General features: G+C 71.2%; 20 protein-coding genes, 1 tRNA gene and 1 riboswitch. Of the genes, 14 read left to right on the forward strand and 7 right to left on the reverse strand.

From position 1 onward, the window contains the following. Nucleotides 1-22: 22 nt before the first annotated feature. The 3 genes from rph (at nt 23) to rdgB (ending at nt 1,958) form a co-directional block, all read left to right on the forward strand. Nucleotides 23-748: a ribonuclease PH gene (gene rph, locus ABT084_RS28930; protein WP_351049934.1), complete on the forward strand. Its 726-nt coding sequence runs from the start codon at nt 23-25 to the stop codon at nt 746-748. Nucleotides 749-869: 121 nt separating this feature from the next. Continuing rightward, a complete protein-coding gene (locus ABT084_RS28935; protein ID WP_351049937.1) occupies nt 870-1,298 on the forward strand; it encodes a hypothetical protein in 429 nt (142 codons plus the stop codon). Nucleotides 1,299-1,343: 45 nt separating this feature from the next. Then, complete coding sequence (gene rdgB, locus ABT084_RS28940; protein WP_351049940.1) at nt 1,344-1,958, forward strand: RdgB/HAM1 family non-canonical purine NTP pyrophosphatase; 615 nt, start codon at nt 1,344-1,346, stop codon at nt 1,956-1,958. A gap of 50 nt (nt 1,959-2,008) precedes the next feature. Here the strand turns inward: rdgB and ABT084_RS28945 are convergent. The 3 genes from ABT084_RS28945 to bcp all read right to left on the reverse strand — a co-directional run bounded on the left by ABT084_RS28945 (nt 2,009) and on the right by bcp (nt 3,156). Further along, nucleotides 2,009-2,084, reverse strand: a tRNA-Leu gene (locus ABT084_RS28945). A gap of 47 nt (nt 2,085-2,131) precedes the next feature. Beyond that, on the reverse strand, nt 2,132-2,434 hold the full coding sequence (locus ABT084_RS38080) for an HNH endonuclease signature motif containing protein (protein ID WP_502969219.1): 303 nt from the start codon (nt 2,432-2,434) through the stop codon (nt 2,132-2,134). A gap of 254 nt (nt 2,435-2,688) precedes the next feature. Continuing rightward, nucleotides 2,689-3,156: a thioredoxin-dependent thiol peroxidase gene (gene bcp / locus ABT084_RS28955; protein WP_351049943.1), complete on the reverse strand. Its 468-nt coding sequence runs from the start codon at nt 3,154-3,156 to the stop codon at nt 2,689-2,691. Between the two features lie 121 nt (nt 3,157-3,277). Here bcp and ABT084_RS28960 point away from each other — a divergent pair, with 121 nt between their 5' ends. The 3 genes from ABT084_RS28960 to ABT084_RS28970 all read left to right on the forward strand — a co-directional run bounded on the left by ABT084_RS28960 (nt 3,278) and on the right by ABT084_RS28970 (nt 4,462). Then, a complete protein-coding gene (locus ABT084_RS28960) occupies nt 3,278-3,598 on the forward strand; it encodes a DUF3618 domain-containing protein (protein WP_351049994.1) in 321 nt (106 codons plus the stop codon). 22 nt (nt 3,599-3,620) lie between these two features. After that, the gene (locus ABT084_RS28965) at nt 3,621-3,965 is read left to right on the forward strand and encodes a GroES family chaperonin (RefSeq protein ID WP_283448917.1); all 345 of its coding nucleotides are present in this window, start codon (nt 3,621-3,623) and stop codon (nt 3,963-3,965) included. 78 nt (nt 3,966-4,043) lie between these two features. After that, nucleotides 4,044-4,110: riboswitch (guanidine-III (ykkC-III) riboswitch) on the forward strand. 31 nt (nt 4,111-4,141) lie between these two features. Further along, nucleotides 4,142-4,462 carry a DMT family transporter gene (locus ABT084_RS28970; RefSeq protein WP_351049946.1) on the forward strand — a complete coding sequence of 107 codons (321 nt, stop codon included), beginning with the start codon at nt 4,142-4,144 and terminating at the stop codon, nt 4,460-4,462. A gap of 58 nt (nt 4,463-4,520) precedes the next feature. Here the strand turns inward: ABT084_RS28970 and ABT084_RS28975 are convergent, their stop codons facing one another. Beyond that, the gene (locus ABT084_RS28975; RefSeq protein WP_351049947.1) at nt 4,521-6,956 is read right to left on the reverse strand and encodes a transglycosylase domain-containing protein; all 2,436 of its coding nucleotides are present in this window, start codon (nt 6,954-6,956) and stop codon (nt 4,521-4,523) included. Nucleotides 6,957-7,130: 174 nt separating this feature from the next. Here ABT084_RS28975 and ABT084_RS28980 point away from each other — a divergent pair, with 174 nt between their 5' ends. The 5 genes from ABT084_RS28980 to ABT084_RS29000 all read left to right on the forward strand — a co-directional run bounded on the left by ABT084_RS28980 (nt 7,131) and on the right by ABT084_RS29000 (nt 12,402). Beyond that, entirely contained in the window at nt 7,131-7,946 is an 816-nt protein-coding gene (locus tag ABT084_RS28980; RefSeq protein WP_351049949.1) for an ABC transporter permease, read from the forward strand. Continuing rightward, nucleotides 7,939-8,832 (forward strand): ABC transporter permease, encoded by an 894-nt coding sequence (locus ABT084_RS28985; RefSeq protein WP_502969220.1) that lies wholly within the window; start codon nt 7,939-7,941, stop codon nt 8,830-8,832. The genes ABT084_RS28980 and ABT084_RS28985 overlap by 8 nt, the downstream gene beginning before the upstream one ends. A 186-nt stretch (nt 8,833-9,018) precedes the next feature. Beyond that, nucleotides 9,019-9,927 carry an ABC transporter ATP-binding protein gene (locus tag ABT084_RS28990; protein ID WP_351049999.1) on the forward strand — a complete coding sequence of 303 codons (909 nt, stop codon included), beginning with the start codon at nt 9,019-9,021 and terminating at the stop codon, nt 9,925-9,927. Between the two features lie 111 nt (nt 9,928-10,038). Next, nucleotides 10,039-10,731 (forward strand): DUF1707 SHOCT-like domain-containing protein, encoded by a 693-nt coding sequence (locus tag ABT084_RS28995; RefSeq protein WP_351049952.1) that lies wholly within the window; start codon nt 10,039-10,041, stop codon nt 10,729-10,731. Nucleotides 10,732-10,926: 195 nt separating this feature from the next. Continuing rightward, complete coding sequence (locus ABT084_RS29000) at nt 10,927-12,402, forward strand: DUF445 domain-containing protein (protein WP_502969221.1); 1,476 nt, start codon at nt 10,927-10,929, stop codon at nt 12,400-12,402. A gap of 102 nt (nt 12,403-12,504) precedes the next feature. Here the strand turns inward: ABT084_RS29000 and ABT084_RS29005 are convergent, their stop codons facing one another. Beyond that, nucleotides 12,505-12,804 (reverse strand): hypothetical protein, encoded by a 300-nt coding sequence (locus ABT084_RS29005; RefSeq protein ID WP_351049954.1) that lies wholly within the window; start codon nt 12,802-12,804, stop codon nt 12,505-12,507. A 77-nt stretch (nt 12,805-12,881) separates the two neighbouring features. Further along, nucleotides 12,882-13,046, reverse strand: a complete 165-nt coding sequence (locus tag ABT084_RS29010; RefSeq protein WP_351049956.1) for a hypothetical protein — start codon at nt 13,044-13,046, stop codon at nt 12,882-12,884. Between the two features lie 512 nt (nt 13,047-13,558). On the opposite strand from ABT084_RS29010, the gene ABT084_RS29015 reads away from it, so the two are divergent. The 3 genes from ABT084_RS29015 (at nt 13,559) to ABT084_RS29025 (ending at nt 16,499) form a co-directional block, all read left to right on the forward strand. Further along, a complete protein-coding gene (locus tag ABT084_RS29015) occupies nt 13,559-13,876 on the forward strand; it encodes a hypothetical protein (protein ID WP_351049958.1) in 318 nt (105 codons plus the stop codon). Between the two features lie 537 nt (nt 13,877-14,413). Next, on the forward strand, nt 14,414-15,454 hold the full coding sequence (locus tag ABT084_RS29020; RefSeq protein ID WP_351049959.1) for a hypothetical protein: 1,041 nt from the start codon (nt 14,414-14,416) through the stop codon (nt 15,452-15,454). Between the two features lie 22 nt (nt 15,455-15,476). Next, nucleotides 15,477-16,499, forward strand: a complete 1,023-nt coding sequence (locus tag ABT084_RS29025) for a NaeI family type II restriction endonuclease (RefSeq protein ID WP_351049961.1) — start codon at nt 15,477-15,479, stop codon at nt 16,497-16,499. Here ABT084_RS29025 and ABT084_RS29030 read toward each other — a convergent pair. Further along, the gene (locus tag ABT084_RS29030) at nt 16,480-17,613 is read right to left on the reverse strand and encodes a DNA cytosine methyltransferase (RefSeq protein WP_351049964.1); all 1,134 of its coding nucleotides are present in this window, start codon (nt 17,611-17,613) and stop codon (nt 16,480-16,482) included. The two genes, ABT084_RS29025 and ABT084_RS29030, sit on opposite strands and share 20 nt — an antisense overlap. Between the last annotated feature and the right edge of the window lie 32 nt (nt 17,614-17,645).

The raw sequence follows: 17,645 nt of genomic DNA on the forward strand, positions 1-17,645 counted from the left end.
CGCACCGGCTAGGCTCGGAGCCATGTCTCGCATCGACGGCCGCACGCCCGAACAGCTCCGCCCGGTCACCATCGAACGCGGATGGAGCAAGCACGCCGAAGGCTCCGTCCTCATCTCCTACGGCGACACCAAGGTCTTCTGCACCGCCTCCTTCAGCGAAGGCGTCCCGCGCTGGCGCAAGGGCAGCGGCGAAGGCTGGGTCACCTCCGAGTACTCGATGCTCCCCCGCTCCACCAACACCCGCGGCGACCGCGAATCCGTACGCGGCAAGATCGGCGGCCGCACCCACGAGATCTCGCGCCTCATCGGCCGCTCGCTGCGCGCCGTCATCGACTACAAGGCCCTCGGCGAGAACACCATCGTCCTGGACTGCGACGTCCTCCAGGCCGACGGCGGCACCCGCACCGCCGCCATCACCGGCGCCTACGTCGCCCTCGCCGACGCCATCACCTGGGGCCAGCACAAGAAGCTGATCAAGGCCGGCCGCAAGCCGCTCACCGGCACCGTCGCCGCCGTCAGCGTCGGCATCGTCGACGGCGAACCCCTCCTCGACCTCTGCTACGAGGAAGACGTCCGCGCCGAGACCGACATGAACGTCGTCTGCACCGGCGACGGCCGCTTCGTCGAGGTCCAGGGCACCGCCGAAGGCGAGCCCTTCGACCGCAAGGAACTCAACGCCCTGCTCGACCTCGCCGCGGGCGGCTGCGCCGACCTCGAGGCCATCCAGCGCGGAGCGCTGGAGCTGTAGCGCGCGGCCGCGCGAACGCGGCGGCAACCGCGGGGCGAGATCCCGCGTCTTGACGAGTACGGGCGCACAGTGTCAAAACTGTGCGCCCGTCCACGTAACCGGCCACCGGGGGAGACCGCACATGTCCCAGCAGCAGCAGCAGCAGCAGCCGCCGCACCAGCACCGCCACCGCCGCTACCGCGTCCCCGCCGTCCTGCTGGCGGTCGCCCTCGCCGTACCCGCCCTGACCTCCTGCGACGCGATCTCCACCGCGATGGACTGCGCGAACACGGCGGTGGCCATCACGGACGGCGCGAACGACCTCCAGCAGGCCGTCTCCCAGGCGGGCAACAGCCCCCAGGACGCCCAGAACGCGCTCAACCAGATCGAACAGAACCTGAAGAAGGTCGGCGACAAGACCGGCAACGCCGACCTCGGCAAGGCGGTGGACTCCATGACCACGGCGGTCAAGAACGTCCGCACGTCGATCCAGAACGGCAACAACGCCCCGGACATCACCCCGGTCGCGGACGCGGCCAAGGAGATCTCCAAGGTCTGCACCCCGGGCTGAGCCGCCTCTTTCGGCCGCCGGGATGACCGCCGGGATAATGGGGACATGACCTCCACGCCCTCCCGCCTGATCCTGGCCACCCGCAACGCGGGCAAGGTCACCGAACTCCGCGCGATCCTGTCCGACGCCGGCCTGCCGCACGAGCTGGTCGGCGCGGACGCCTACCCGGAGATCCCCGACGTCAAGGAAACGGGCGTCACCTTCGCCGAGAACGCCCTGCTCAAGGCCCACGCCCTGGCCCAGGCCACCGGCCTGCCCGCCGTGGCCGACGACTCCGGCCTCTGCGTGGACGTACTGAACGGTGCCCCCGGCATCTTCTCGGCCCGCTGGGCCGGCACCCACGGGGACGACCAGGCGAACCTGGACCTGCTCCTGGCCCAGCTCGGCGACATCGGCGACGAACACCGCGCGGCCCACTTCGCCTGCGCCGCCGCCCTCGCCCTCCCGGACGGCACCGAACGCGTCGTCGAGGGCCGCCTCCTGGGCACCCTGCGCCACACCCCGGCGGGCACGGGCGGCTTCGGCTACGACCCGATCCTCCAGCCCCTGGGCGAGACCCGCACCTGCGCCGAACTGACGGCCGCGGAAAAGAACGCCATCTCCCACCGCGGCCAGGCCTTCCGCGCCCTGGCCCCGGTGGTCCGGGAGCTTCTGGGCTGAGCGGCGACACGAACGGTCGGTGCCATCAAGGATGGCACCGACCGTAGCTGTGGGCCCGGTGGGACTCGAACCCACGACATACCGGATCTAAACCGGCATCCTCTCGTCCAGCTGGGATACGGGCCCGTGGTGCCCACCTTACTGGTCGTCGTGATGTTGCTGTGAGGAGATCTTCAGTGCCGGGGCCGACGCGCACCTCCCCGGCACCAGGTGCTCGTGCTTGCATGGCAGTTGGGGCAGAGGAAGCGCAGGTTCTCCGCGCGGTTGTTCCGCCAGTTGCCGTCGATGTGGTCGACCTCCAAGGGCAGAGGCTCCCCTTGCCATGTGGCTTCCATGCCGCACATGGCGCAGCGCTCCTCGTGCCCGGTCTCCAGCAGGGCACGGCGCAGCCGGGTGTTGGGGGTTCTGGTGGGGGTTGTCGACCGGTCCTCGCAGAGGATCTCTTCGGCGGACCGTCGCCGGCCGTTGTGCCGCATGTTCTCGGTTCGCGGCGGCGGCGCGCTCGAAGCGGGTCACCTCCACGCCCAGCTTCCGCATCCGGTCGAGCAGGTAGCGGCGTGAGGCGCCCTTCCGATCCACCCCCAACCTTTCCAGCGCCTCCGTCAGCGTGCGCGACCCTCGCACGGAGTAACGGACCGATAGTCGGACGATTACGGGGGTTTTCGTCCGATGAGCGGAGTGGCCCGCGCCGGTTCGGCGCGGGCCACTCCGTCGGAGGAAGGGGGCGGGGTCAGATGCCCAGGTCCTTGATGATCTTGGCTACGTGGCCGGTGGCCTTGACGTTGTAGAAGGCGTGCTCGACCTTGCCCGCCTCGTCCACGACCACTGTGGAGCGGATGACGCCGGTGACCGTCTTGCCGTACAGCTTCTTCTCGCCGTACGCGCCGTACGCCGTCAGGGTCTCCTTCTCGGGGTCGCCGACCAGGGTGACCTTGAGGTCTTCCTTCTCGCGGAACTTCGCCAGCTTCTCCGGCTTGTCGGGGGAGACGCCGATGACGTCGTAGCCCGCCGTGGCCAGGAGGGAGAGGTTGTCGGTGAAGTCGCAGGCCTGCTTCGTGCAGCCCGGGGTCAGGGCCGCCGGGTAGAAGTAGACGATGACCTTGCGGCCCTTGTGGTCGGCGAGCGAGACCTCGTTGCCGTCCGCGTCGGGCAGGGTGAAGGCGGGGGCGGTGTCGCCCGGCTGCAGTCGCTCGCTCATGTCTCAGCAGTCTCCTCGGGAGGGGATCGGTACGGGACGAGACTAAGCTGACAGACTGTTCATGGCGGACTACGCCCCTTACGACCAGCACGACCAGGACCACGACGACGGAGGCAGCGCGGTGCCGGAAGCCAGGACCCCCGAACAGATCGAGGCGGACATCGTCCGCAGGCGCGAGCAGCTCGCCGAGACGCTCGACGAGATCGGCGTGCGGATGCACCCGAAGACGATTGTCGGGGACGCCAAGGCCAAGGTCGCCGGGATCGTGGATCACACCGCGGGCCGCGCCTTCGTCGCCGTCAACCGGCTCGTCACCGATGTGAAGGGGGGGCTGCGCACCGAGGACGGCGCCCCGCGCATCGACCGGATCGTGCCGGTCGCGCTGGTCGGCGTCGCTCTCGTGGGGCTGCTCGCGCTCGGTGCCCGCCGCAAGCGCGCGTGATCCGGGCGGGTAGGTTCGGGGCGTGAGCGAGAACAGCACCCACGACGACAAGCTGCCCATCCGCATGCTGCACGACCGCGTGCTCGTACGGTCCGACTCGCCCGAGGGCGAGCGCCGCTCGGGCGGCGGGATCCTGATCCCTGCGACGGCCGCGGTGGGCAAGCGGCTCGCCTGGGCGGCCGTGGTCGCGGTCGGCCAGAACGTGCGGAGCGTGGAGCCCGGCGACCGGGTGCTGTACGACCCCGAGGACCGGGCCGAGGTCGAGGTGCGCGGGGCGACGTACATCCTGATGCGCGAGCGGGACCTGCACGCCGTGGCCGCGGAGCGGCTGGAGGGGGCCGAGGACTCCACCGGCCTCTATCTCTGAGTGGTGCGAGCGTTCCCTTGAGGGCCGGTGACCGAGGTCACCGGCCCTTTTGTCTGCCTCCGTCCGGACTTTGCCCGGATTTTGCTACGGTGGTGGGGATCCCCGACGAGACGCGCCGTACCGGGTCCGGACAAGACGACGCACCTGATGTCCGTTCTCGTCCGGAGGTGCCCGTCATGGCATGGATCCTGCTTCTGCTCGCCGGTCTGCTCGAAGTCGGCTGGTCGATCGGCATGAAGTTCACCGAGGGTTTCACCCGCCTGTGGCCCAGTGTGTTCACCGGGGCCGGGATCGTCGCGAGCATGGTGCTGCTGTCCGTCGCGGCGAAGTCGCTGCCCATCGGGACGGCGTACGGCGTGTGGGTCGGTATCGGTGCGGCCGGTGCGGCGGTACTGGGGATGGCCGTTCTGGGTGAGCCCGTGACCGCCGCCCGGATCTTCTTCATCTGTCTGCTGCTGGTCGCCGTCGTGGGGCTGAAGGCGACCTCCGGCCACTGAGCGGCCACTGAGCGGCCACTGGGCGTCCACTGGGCGTCCACTGAGCGGCCGCGCCGCGTCATTGGCCGAAGAGGTCGGTCCCCTCCGTCGTGCCGCCCCGGTCGCCGCCCTGGGTCGTCGTACCGCCCTGGGTGCCCGCGGTGGTGGTGCCGCCGCGGTCGCCCGCCGTGGTGCCGCCCTGGTTGCCCGCGGTGGTGCCTCCGGTGGTCGGGGTTCCCGTGGTGCCTCCGTTGCCGGGCGTTCCCGTGGTGCCCCCGCCTCCGGTGGTCGGGGTGCCGGTCGTACCGCCGTTGCCCGGGGTTCCCGTGGTGCCGCCGTTGCCCGGGGTGGCGGTGGTGCCGCCGTCCTCGGTGGCCGGGGGGCGGCTGAACGGGGCTTCGGGGGAGACCGGCGGCGGCGGGGGCGGCAGGCCTCCGCCGGGCTGGAGGTCCAGCTCGAAGTCCTGCGGGTCGCTGCCGTCGAGGGCCGCCTTCGTGTACGCCGCCCAGATCCGGGCCGGATAGCCGCCGCCGCTGATGCGGGGTTCGCCCAGGGCGCCGTAGAGCGATTCGGGGGTGCCCTTGTCCGGGTCCTGGCCCATGATCGAGACGACCGTGACGAGGTCCGGGGTGTACGCCGCGAACCAGGCGGAGCGGTCCAGCTCGGCGGTGCCGGTCTTGCCGGCGGCCGGGCGCCCGGCGGCGAGGGCCGCCGTACCGGTTCCGTTGTCGACCACGCTGACCAGCATGGACGTGGTGGTGTCGGCTGCCTCGCGGGTGACCGCCTGGCGTCCGGCGCGGTCGGGGAGGGGCACGGTCTCGTCGCCCTTGGAGATCTTCTCGACGAAGGTGTACGGCGTGTAGCGGCCGTGGTCGGCGACGGTCGCGTAGGCCTGGGTCATGTCGAGGACGCTGGCCTGCACCGTGCCCAGCGCGATGGCCGGCCCCGCGTCGAAGTTGGGGGTGTTCTCCGGGATGCCGAGGGAGACGGCCGTCTGCTTGACCTTGGCGCCGCCGACGTCGACCGCCATCTGCGCGTACACCGCGTTGACGGAGAGGTCGGTGGCGGTGCGGACGGTGATGTCGCCGTAGGAGGCGTCGTCCTCGTTGGAGGGGGCGAAGGGGATCCGGCTGCCGACCACGGGGCGCTTGTTGGTGCCGTTGTAGAGGGTGTTGGGGGTGATCCTGCGGCCTTCCTGGGTGCGTGAGTTGTTCTCGACGGCGGAGGTGAAGACGAACGGCTTGAAGGTGGACGCCACCTGGTAGTCGTGCCGGGTGGCGTTGTTGACGTACTGCTTGGCGTAGTCGATGCCGCCGTAGAGCGCGACGACCTTGCCGGTGAGCGGGTCGATGGAGGCGCCGCCGGCGCGGACGACGCGGTCCACCGTGCGGGCGTCCGGGTCGAGTTTGGCGACCATCTGCTTCTGGACGGCGTCGACGAAGGCGTTCTGGCGGCGTTTGTCGAGGGTGGTGGTGATGCGGTAGCCGCCTTCGGAGAAGGTCTTGTCGTCGAGGATCTTGCGGTCGACGATGTATTCCTTGATCGCCTCGACCAGGTAGCCGCGCTGGCCGGAGAGTCCGGCGGCCGGGCGGACCTTCCCGGGCTCGGGGAATGTGGTGGCGGCGCGCTCGGCCTCGGGCATCCAGCCCTTCTTCACCATGCCGTCGAGTACGTAGTTCCAGCGGGCCAGGGCGCGAGGGCGCCCCTGGGGGTGGGCGACGACGTCGAAGGCACTGGGGGAGTTGAGCAGGGTGGCGAGGTAGGCGCCTTCGGCGGTGGTGAGTTTACTGACGTCCTTGCCGTAGTAGGCCTGGGCGGCGGCCTCGATGCCGTAGGCGTTGCGGCCGAAGTAGCTGGTGTTCAGGTATCCCTCGAGGATGTAGTCCTTCGACTTCTCGCGACCGAGTTTGATCGCGATGAAGAACTCCTTGGCCTTCCGCTTCACCGTCTGTTCCTGGCCCAGGTAGTAGTTCTTGACGTACTGCTGGGTGATGGTGGAGCCGGACTGGGTGCCCTTGCCGGTCGCCGTGTTCCAGGCGGCGCGCAGCATCGCCTTGGGGTCCACCGCCCGTTCGGAGTAGAAGTCGCGGTCCTCGGCGGCCAGTACGGTCTCCTGGACGGTCCGGGGGATCTGGGAGAGCGAGACGTTGACGCGGTTGACCTCGCCGTCGCTGGCGAGGGGGGAACCGTCGGCGTACAGGTACACGTTGGACTGGGCGGTGGCGGCGGTGTTGGCGGGCGGGATGTCCACCAGGAGGTAGCCCGCGACCAGGGCGCCACCGAGCAGCAGGACGAGCAGCAGGAACGTTCCGAGCAGCATGCGCCAGGTGGGGAGGGCGCGGCGCCAGCCGGTGCGCTTGCGTTTGGTCTTGGGGGTCTTGGGGGGCTTGGGAGCCTTGGGGCTGCCCTGGTGCGTGTGGGGGGCCTCGGCTTTCGCCGTGCCGTCCGCGGTGCCGTCCGCCGTGGTGTCCGGGTCCCGAGGGGTCCAGCCCGGCGGTGGTGACGGGTCGTTCATGTCTCCAGGGCTCCTCGGCGCCGTACGAAATATCCGTGTCTGTACCTGATGGTGTCTACCCGATGGCCCTTCGTTCCGCGCCGGACGGGGGTAAATCCCTCGCGTGGATCGCCCCACCGCACTAAGCTCGCGCGCTTTGGCCGTCGTAGGAACAACGTGCAAACGGAGGTTTCGGTGCACAGGACCGCGCACCTCTATGCGGCGATCGCGGCCGGCGGCTTCCGCCGCTACGCCACTTACGGAACGGCGACCGCCGCCGGGGTGTTCACCAATACCGTCTTCGGCTTCATCGTGGCGTACACCTACATCGCGCTGTGGGACGAGCGGCCGGGCCTCGGCGGCTACGACCAGGCGCAGGCGCTGACCTTCGTATGGGTCAGCCAGTCGCTGCTCGCCGCGGGCGCGCTCATCGGCGGCGGGTTCCAGGAGGAGATGCAGGAGCGCATCCGAACGGGTGACATCGCCGTCGACCTCTACCGGCCCGCCGACCTCCAGATGTGGTGGCTGGCCGCGGATCTGGGGCGTGCGGCCTTCCAGTTGCTGGGGCGTGGGGTGGTGCCGCTCGTCGCGGGGGCGCTCGCCTTCCGGCTCGCGCTGCCGCACGCGCCGGGGCGCTGGCTGCTCTTCCTGCTGTCGGTGCTGCTCGGGCTCGTGGTGAGCTTCGCGCTGCGCTACCTGCTCGGGCTGTGCGCGTTCTGGCTGCTGGACGGGTCCGGGGTCAACATGGTGGCCACCCTCGTCTCGATCTTCTTCTCCGGGATGCTGCTGCCGCTGACCCTCTTCCCCGGCGGTTTCGGCGAGGTGGTCCGGATGCTGCCCTGGTCGGCGATGCTCCAGGTGCCGCTGGACCTGCTGATGGGCAAGCACCCGGGGGCCGCGGGCACGGCGCGGGCGCTGGGGTTCCAGGCCGTGTGGGCGGCCCTCCTGCTGGGCGTGGGGCGGCTGGCGCAGTCGGCGGCCACGCGGAAGGTGGTGGTCCAGGGTGGTTGAGACGGTCGGTACGTCCGTGCGCGGGGCGGTGGCGCAGCCCGTCCACGACGCGTGGGGGGAGCGGCCCGGGGTCTGGCGGCGGGCGGCCGAGGGGCTGCGCGGCTACGGCCTGATCGTGGCGATGTGGATCCGGGCGACCATGACGTACCGGACGTCCTTCCTCGTCGCCCTGTTCGGCAACGGCGCCGGGTGCCTGCTGGACTTCGTCGCGATCTACATCATGTTCCGGCACGTGAGCGCCCTCGGCGGGTTCGCGCTGCCCGAGATCGCCCTGCTGTACGGGTCCTGCTCGGCCTCCCTCGGGCTCGCGGACCTGCTGCTCGGCAACACCGACCGGATCGGCGCCCGGATCCGCGACGGGTCCCTGGACACGATGCTGGTGCGCCCGGTGCCGGTGCTGGCACAGGTCGCGGCGGACCGGTTCGCGCTGCGGCGCCTCGGCCGGGTGGTGCAGGGGCTGGGGGTGCTGGCGTGGGCGGTGTCGGCGCTGGAGGTGCACTGGACGGTGGGCCGGGTGCTGCTGCTGCCGGTGATGGTGGTCGCGGGGGCGGCGATCTTCGGGGCGGTGATGGTGGCGGGAGCGGCGTTCCAGTTCGTCGCGGGGGACGCCGCGGAGGTGCAGAACTCCTTCACCTACGGCGGCAACACGATGCTCCAGTACCCGCCGACGGTCTTCGGCAAGGAGCTGCTGCGCGGGGTGACCTTCGTGGTGCCGCTGGCCTTCGTGAACTGGCTGCCCGCCCTGCACGTGCTCGGGCGGCCCGATCCACTGGGGCTGCCGGGGTGGCTGGCGTACGTGAGCCCGCTGGTCGCGGCGCTGGTGCTGGTACCGGCGTCGCTGGCGTGGCGGGCGGGGCTGCGCTCGTACCGGAGCACGGGGAGCTGAGCGCGGATGGAGGCGGAGGTGAGCGCGGCGCATACGAGTGCGGGTGCGGGTGCGGTGCGTACGGATGCGAGTACGGATGCGAGTACAGGTGCGAGTACGGGTGTGGGCCCGGGACGGGAGAGCCGCGTGGGAGAACCGCTGATCGAGCTGGCGGACGTACGGAAGATCTTCGACGTGCGGCGCAGGATGGGGCTGTTGCGCCGGGAGAAACAGCAGGTCAAGGCCGTGGACGGGATCAGCTTCAGGGTCGCGCGGGGCGAGATGGTCGGCTACATCGGGCCCAACGGCGCCGGGAAGTCCACCACGATCAAGATGCTGACCGGCATCCTGACGCCGAGCGGCGGCCGGTTGCGGGTGGCGGGCATCGACCCGGCGCGCGAGCGGACGCGGCTGGCGCACCGGATCGGGGTGGTGTTCGGGCAGCGCACCACGCTGTGGTGGGACCTGCCGCTGAAGGACTCGTACGGGCTGATGCGGCGGATGTACCGGATCCCGGCCGACCGCTTCCGCCGCAACCTGGAGCGCTGCGTGGAGCAGCTGGACCTGGGCGCGCTGCTCGACGTACCGGTGCGTCAGCTGTCGCTGGGGCAGCGGATGCGCGGGGACATCGCGGCGGCGCTGCTGCACGATCCGGACGTGCTGTACCTGGACGAGCCGACGATCGGGCTCGACGTGGTGAGCAAGGCCAAGGTGCGCGCGTTCCTGCGGGAGCTGAACGGGCAGTCGGGCACCACGGTGCTCCTGACCACGCACGATCTCCAGGACATCGAGCAGCTGTGCGAGCGGGTGATGGTGATCGACCACGGACGGCTGATGTACGACGGCGCGCTCGCCGGACTGCACACGGCGGGTCCCGCGGGGCGCGGCGAACGGACGCTGGTGGTGGACCTGGAGCGGGACCTGCCGCCGATCACGGTGGCGGGCGCGCGGGTGGTGAAGGTGGAGGGGCCGCGGCAGTGGCTGGCCTTCCCGGCGGAGGCCTCGGCGGCGCCGCTGGTGGCGGCGGTGGCGGCGGAGTACCCGCTGGTGGACCTGTCGGTGCGGGAACCGGACATCGAGGACGTGATCGCGCGGATGTACGCGGGGCGGGGGTGAGGGGTAGGGGGTGCGGGGTGCGGCGTACGCGGTGCGGGGTGCGGGAGGGGGCGGGGTAACGGGCCCCGGGACCCCTACGGTTCGGGCGGCCCTCTGCATAGGCTGTGCCGTATGAGTGACGAGCGGCCTGAGAAGCCGTTGCCGGAGCTGAGGGCATCCGACGCCGACCGGGAGCGGGTGGTGGAGCGGCTGCGCGACGCCGTCGCCGAGGGCCGGCTCGACATGGAGGAGTTCGAGGAGCGGCTGACGGCCGCCTACGCGTCCCGCACGTACGCCGAACTGGAGCCCCTGACCATCGATCTGCCGGCGCCGGGCCAGACGCCGGGCGGCCCGGTGTCGTTCAGCAAGGCCCCCGCGCCGCGGCCGGGCGGCGCGTCCTCGGGCGAGTCGTGGCCCGCGCGGATCGGTGGCCGGGGCACGTCGTCCTGGGGCGTGGCGATCATGTCCGCGTTCCAGCGCAAGGGGGCGTGGACGGTGCCCGCGCGCTTCTCGGCGGTGGCGTTCTGGGGCGGGGGCGAGATCGACCTGCGCGAGGCCCGGTTCGAGGAGCGCGAGGTGGTGATCACCTGCGTCGCGATCATGGGCGGGATCGAGATCGTGGTGCCGCCGGGCGTGGAGGTCGACGTACGGGGCATCGGCGTGATGGGCGCCTTCGACCACCGGGACATGGCCGTCCCGGCGGAACCGGGCGCTCCGCGGGTGATCGTGAACGGTCTGGCCTTCTGGGGCGGGGTCGACGTGAAGCAGAAGGCCCGCAAGATCCCGGGGCTCGGTCGCGGGCGCTCGAAGCGCAAGGAGCTGTAGGGCGGGCCGTAGCTGTAGGGCGAGCTGCAAGGGCGAGCTGCAAGGGCGAGCTGCAAGGGCGAGCTGTAAGGCGAGCTGCGAGGCGAGGGCTGCGGAGCGCGCCAGGGCCCGGGTGCGGCGCGGCCACGGGCCGTGGCGGCCGGGACACGCCGGGTGGTGGCGGGAACTCCCGGGCCGCCCCGGGAGTCGGATGCTATGCAGACGAACCGGCGCCCCCGGGGAAGGCAGGAACAGGTACCCGTGAACGACAGCGACACAGGGACGAGCACCGGAGCGCCGTCAGGGTCGAGCGCCGGAGCGCCGCCGGGCGCGAGCGCGGGAGGGCGGCCGGGCGCGAGCGCCGGTGTGCCGCCGGGCGGGTCACGGCCGCCCGGCGCGGCTGCTGCCGCCGCCGGTCAGTTCGTGTTCAACGCGGCGGACGAGGAGCGCCAGCGCGGCGTCCGCCGGATGAAGACGACGGCGACCGGCCTGCTGATCCTGGTCGCGCTGATCTACGTACTGGCGAAGTGGGCCCAGCACACGGGCACCGGCGGCGGTGACGGCGGCTGGGCCGGCTACGTCGCGGCCGCGGCCGAGGCGGGCATGGTCGGCGCGCTCGCGGACTGGTTCGCGGTCACCGCGCTCTTCCGGCGCCCGCTCGGGCTGCCGATCCCGCACACCGCGATCATCCCCACCAAGAAGGACCAGCTCGGCGTCTCCCTCGGGGAGTTCGTCGGCGAGAACTTCCTGTCCTCCGACGTCGTCCGTACGCGCCTGCACGCGCTCGGCATCGGCGGCCGCCTCGGCTCATGGCTGGCCGAGCCCGCGCACGCCGACCGGGTCACCGAGGAGCTGGCGACCGCGCTGCGCGGCGCGCTGACCGTGCTGCGCGACTCCGACGTCCAGGCGGTCGTCGGGGAGGCCATCACGCGGCGCGCGGAGAACGCGGAGATCGCGCCGGGCATCGGCAAGACGCTGGAGCGGATCGTCGCGGACGGCGGGCACCGGCGGGCCGTGGACCTGGTGTGCGTCAAGGCGCACGACTGGCTGGTCACGCACGGGGAATCGGTGATGGACGCGGTCCAGGGCGGGGCCCCCGGCTGGACCCCGCGGTTCGTGGACCGCAAGATCGGCGACCGCGTGTACAAGGAGCTACTGCGGTTCGTCACCGAGATGCGCGACATGCCGGAGCATCCGGCGCGCGGGGCGGTGGACCGGTTCCTGAGCGACTTCGCGGCCGATCTCCAGTCGGATACGGACACCCGCGCCCGGGTCGAGCGGCTCAAATCGGAGATCCTGGCGCGCGGTGAGGTCCAGGACATCATCGCGTCGGCGTGGTCGGCCATCCGTACGATGATCCTCTCGGCGGCGGAGGACGAGCAGAGCGAACTGCGCCTGCGCGTGCGGGCGTCCCTGATCTCGCTCGGCTCCCGGCTGGCGACCGACGGGCGCCTCCAGGAGAAGGTGGAGGGCTGGATCGAGGGCGCGGTGGTGTACGTCGTGACCACCTACCGGACCGAGATCACCTCGCTGATCACCGACACGGTGGCGGGCTGGGACGCGGAGCACACCTCGCGCAAGATCGAGGCGCACATCGGGCGGGACCTGCAGTTCATCCGGATCAACGGCACGGTGGTGGGGGCGCTGGCGGGGCTGCTGATCTACACGGTCAGCCGGGCTCTGGGGGCGTAGGGGGGGTGGGGGGGGCGTGGGGGTGGGGGGCGCGCGCGTCGCCCTGGGCTCTGGCCCCGGGTCCTGGCCCGGGGCGCGGGCCGTGACCCGGGGCTCGCGGGGTCAGCCGCGGTCGGCCACGGCCCAGGAGGCGGCGGCCACGACGCCGGCCACGCCGAGGACCGCGGGCCAGGCGCCGATCTTCTTGGCCAGGGGGTGCGATCCGGCGAAGCCGGCCACGTACAGCGCGCCGAGTCCGGCCGCCGCCGGGGCGCCCGCCCGCCGGTGCCATTCACGTCCGGCCACGAGTCCGGCCGTACCGAGTACGACGCCGCCCAGGGGCCGCTTGCGCGTCCACCGCGCGACGGCGTAGCCGCCGACCAGTCCTGCCGCGGCCACCACCGAGGTCGGTACCTGTGCCATGTCCATTCCCTCCGCCGTACGGACGTCCTACGCTTGGTCGCGCGCAGTCCCCGCATCCAGTGCTCCTCCCGCCGAGGCTAACGCGACCGCCGCACGACGCGGCGGGCGCCCAGGGCGCCGAGCAGCAGCACGGCCCCGCCCACGACGGCGTGCGGGACGCCGGGCGGCAGCAGGGCGACCACTCCCAGCACCAGGAAGAACGCCAGCGCGCACGCGCCGAGCCCACGCAGGAATCCGTCCACGAACGCTCCTCGACCCACGATCACTCGCTCCACTTGATCACTCGGCCCCCCGCGGCCACTCGGCCCCGGCCACACAGCCCCCGCCGCACGGCCCCGCCACACAGCCACCCACCACCTGACAACGCCTCAACACCCGGCCCTGACACGGCGAGGCGGGGGATCTGCCGGGAACCTCCCGATCGAGGGATGCGCCACACCAGGCAACCCCGGAGGCGTAGATTCGCTCTCCGCAGGAGAGAACCCACCCAACCCACCCCAGGAGCGGACAACCGTGATCTGCTACGGACCGGCCGTCCTCGACCTGACGGACGAACTGGTCGACACCTACGCCGACGTTTTCTCGGGCCCGCCGTGGAACGAAGGTGAAGAAACCATTCGCCAGTTCGCGGCCCGACTGCAGTCCGACACCCGTCGACGCGGCTTCCGCACCGCCTTCGCCCAGACCGCGAACGGCATCGACGGCTTCGCCACGGCCTGGCTGACCCGGGCCCCCTTCCCCGGCGACCGCGGCTATGCCCAGGTCACCGCCCAGCTCGGGCGCGCCCGCGTACGGCGCCTCCTCGTCGACGCCCTCGAGGTGGACGAGCTCGCCGTACGCCGCCACGCCCGCGGCCAGGGCACCGGCCGGGCCCTCCTCGCCGAAACTCACCGCCGACGCCCCGGAGCACCGCGCCTGGCTCCTCACGGCCCGCGCCGCCACCGACACGGTCGCCACCTACCGCCGCCTCGGCTGGCACGAGGTCACTCCCCTCCCGGGCACCGAGAACGCCGTGATCGTCTTCCTGTCCCCCCACCACCCGGAGGCCGCGGAAGCCACCCTGGCGGCGTGAGGGGGCGGGGCGGGGGTTGCGGGGCGGGGGCTGTGGATGCTTGCCGGGTCGGTGGGGGTGGCCCGGGCCGGGGTTCGGGCTACCCCGTGGCCGTGGCCGTGCCCGTACCGGTCCGCCTCCGCTGACCCTGCGGGCCCCGGCACGGCCCGCCCGCGCGGTGGGCGCGCGGTGGGCATGCCGTACCGCCTGACCCGGGGCCCGGCCCCTGACCGTGGACCCGCCCGACCCTGGGGGCGCCCGACCCCGGGCCCGACCTGGCCGTGGCCCGCCCGACCATGACTCGGCCTGGGTCTACGCCCAGGTGGCGGGCGCTCCGCACGGCCCGACCTGACCCGCACCCTGACCCTGCGCGCCCCGGGCCTGCCCGCTCGCGCACCGGGCGTGGCACCGCCCGACCCGGACCCGGGCCCGGGCCACGCCCACGGGCCAGCACGCCGTGCCGCCCAGCCCCGGACCCGCCCGACCCCGACCCCGGCCCGCCCCGCCCCCGCCCCGCGACCCACGCTTGACCGCAGGGCCGTCGGGCATATCGGGGGCATGATCACGGAATCAGACCCCACGTCCCCCACGTCCCCCACCCACCCCACTCCGGCCGACTCCGTCGCCTCGCTCGCGCGGCGGCAGCTGAACCTCGCGACCTATCACCAGCTCAAGGCCGCCCGGGTGCCCCCGGCCACGATCACCGGGCGGACCCGGCACGGCGGGCCCTGGCAGCGGTTGCTGCCCCGGGTCTACCTCCTCCAGACCGGGCCGCCGGACAGCCGCCAACGCGCCCTCTCCGCCGTCCTGTACGCCGCTCAGCCCACCGGGGGCGACCCCCTCGACGGCAGTACGGCGGCCCTCACCGGCGGTGCCGCCCTGGCCCTGATCGGCGTACGCGACGCCCCACCGACCCCCGTCGACGTCCTGGTCCGCGCCCCGCGCACGCTGCACCCCGCCCCCGGGGTCCGGCCCCTGACCACCTCCCGCTGGCCGGCCACGATCACGGTCTCCGGCATCCCGAGCACCCGCCCGCTGCGCGCCGCCGCGGACTTCGCGGCCCGCGCCGAGGACCCGGACCTGGTCCGATCGGTCCTGGCGAACGTGGTCCAGGCCGGCTGGTGCCACCCGCACGACCTGCACGGCGAACTCCGCGCGTCCCGCACCCTGGGCCGCCCCGCGGTCCGCGGCGCGGCCGCCGAACTGGTGGCCGGGGTCCGCTCGATCGCCGAGGCCCGGGCCCGCGACACCCTGTCGGCCACGGACCTGCCGACCCCGCTGTGGAACGCCCGCCTGTACACCCCGGACGGCGCCTTCCTGGCGAGCCCGGACGCGTACTGGCCGGACGAGGGGGTGGCCCTGGAGATCGACTCGGCGGAGTACCACTACACGCGCGACTCCTGGCACGCCACGCTCCTGCGCCGCCTCCGCCTGGAGGCCCACGGCATCCTCGTGGTCAGCGCGACCCCGTCGATGATCCGCGACACCCCCACCGAAGTCACCGCGGCCCTGCGCGCCCTCCTCACCCTCACCACCGCCCGCCCCACCCCACCCACAGCCACGGCCCGCGGCCACCAACAGCTGGAGCTACCTGTCTAGGGCGATATGTGCGATATCTGCCGTGCGAGTTGTCAATTCAGCGCTGAAAATGCGCGAATCTGATCGTAATCTGATCGCCATGACGATGGCTGATGTTCTTTTCGGGGATGACTTCGAGCCCGCCGGGGACGGGGACGGGGGCGGGGGCGGGGACGGGGACGGGGAGTTGGGTCGCGTGGTGGCCTGGTTCACCCGCCAACCCAATCTGCAGAATCGTTTCTCTGGAGTTCTGAGGAGATCGATCGACGAAGTCCTGGATGGTCAGCGAACCGGTCGGTACGACCTGAACGACCCCAATGTGGCCAAGACGGAGAAGACCTATTTGGGCACAAAGGTCGAAATTGTATGCCAATCAGAATTTGATCTGCCGCGGGGTTCCGGCATGGATTACAGCGTCGACGGCGTCGACGTCGATGCGAAATTCTCGCTCACGGGTGGCTGGATGATCCCGATCGAGGCGATGGGGCACATCTGTCTCGTGATGTCCGCTGACGATGCGGCTTCGTCCTTCCGGGTCGGCCTGGTACGAATCAAGGATGAAATCTTGACCAGCGGTGGAAACCGCGACGGGAAGCGTTCCATATCCGCGCGAGGGCGCTCCGCCATTCGTTGGCTGGTCCAGGGTGGGGCGTTGGCCCCGAATGTTCTGCTACAGCTTGACCCGGAGACTCGCCGGAGGATTGAAGCGGTGCCGGCGGGTCAGCAGCGGGTGAATCAAGTTTTTTCGCTCTTGCAGGGAACGGTGATAGATCGCAATGTCATCGCCACCGTCGCCCGACAGTTGGACGCGCCGAAGCGGGTTCGTGATGCCCGCCACCAGCTGAGATCGGAGGGGATCGTCATCCTCGGCCACCAGAACGACAGTCCTGGCATCGCGAGGGAGTTGGGGCTGGAGGTTCCGACCAAGGGAACCTGGATCGCCGCGTCGCTCGCGCTGGCACAACCGGATGACACCCGTCCTGGCGCGGTCATCGACGGGAAGACCTACGTCGTCGCGAAGGCGGGGGAGACCAGGGCGCCCGTTCCTACGACGCTTCGGTTCTGACGTTCGCCAGCAAGTAGGGCTTGAGGTGGGCGGCGATCGCCTCGGCGAGCATGGGCGGCACTGCGTTCCCGATTTGTTTCGCGATCTGAATCTTGGTTCCACACCACAAGAATGTGTCGGGGAACGTTTGCAGGAGGGCGGCTTCGCGATGTGTGATGGGTCGGTCTACTCGGTAGCCGTCCGTGCCGGGCTCCCATTGGGGGTGCAGGTACTGCCCCTTCTCCGGCTTGTAGAACTCTGTCCTGATCGTCAGCGAAGGCTGGCCCCACTGCATTCGCCCCATGACGTCAGTGGTCCCGGTCGCCTTCTTCTTCCAGCAGTTCGGAAGGAGATCGTGGGGAAGGTCGAACCGTCCACCCCCCGGCGGAACGTGGGCGTAGCGTTGAAGGGAGAGGTCGGTCGGAGTCCTGCCGATGTGAAGATCTTCGCTCTTGAAGATCCCAGGGATGGTCTGACCGAAGAACGAAGCCGTCGAGGCAGGCAGCGTCGTCGTGTTCGGCCTGTCGGCCAGTCCCTTGTCGCCGAAGGCGTCCCGCACCGTGCGCCACGAGGCGAGGCCCATGGGGTTGCCCTGCCCATGGGTCTGACCGGGGAGGGGGATGCGGCCGATCCTGGAGCCGATCACGATGGCGCGCTTCCGGCGTTGCGGGACGCCGAAGTCAGCTGCCAGGAGTAGTCCGTGCGTGAGCTCGTAGCCCTCGAGGAGCCCCCCTCGTCGAACCTCCTGCTGAAGCAGCAGGAACTCGGAGGACTTCAGGAACCGGTCCACGTTCTCGATGATGAAGACCTTGGGGCGGGCGTGCTGAACGAAGCGGATGTACTCCTTCCAGAGCTTGTTCCGCGGATCGTTGACGTCGCGAGTACCCAGGTTGGAGAAGCCTTGGCACGGCGGTCCACCGATGATGACGTCCGCTTCCGGGATCTCGTCATCCCGGACCTCGGCGATGTCGCCCCAGCGCATGTGCTTTTCGCCGTAGTTGGCTGCATAGGTCGCAGCTGCGTGAAGATCCCACTCCACCGCCATGGTCGGTTTGTACCCTTTCGCGGCGATGAAGCCGGCGGTCATGCCGCCGCAGCCTGCGAACAGGTCGATCATGGAGATGTGCTTGGCCATGAAGGACAGGTTAGTCGGAGGCGCTGACAATT

This window comes from Streptomyces sp. NPDC002138, from assembly GCF_040296485.1.
Classification (GTDB): domain Bacteria; phylum Actinomycetota; class Actinomycetes; order Streptomycetales; family Streptomycetaceae; genus Streptomyces.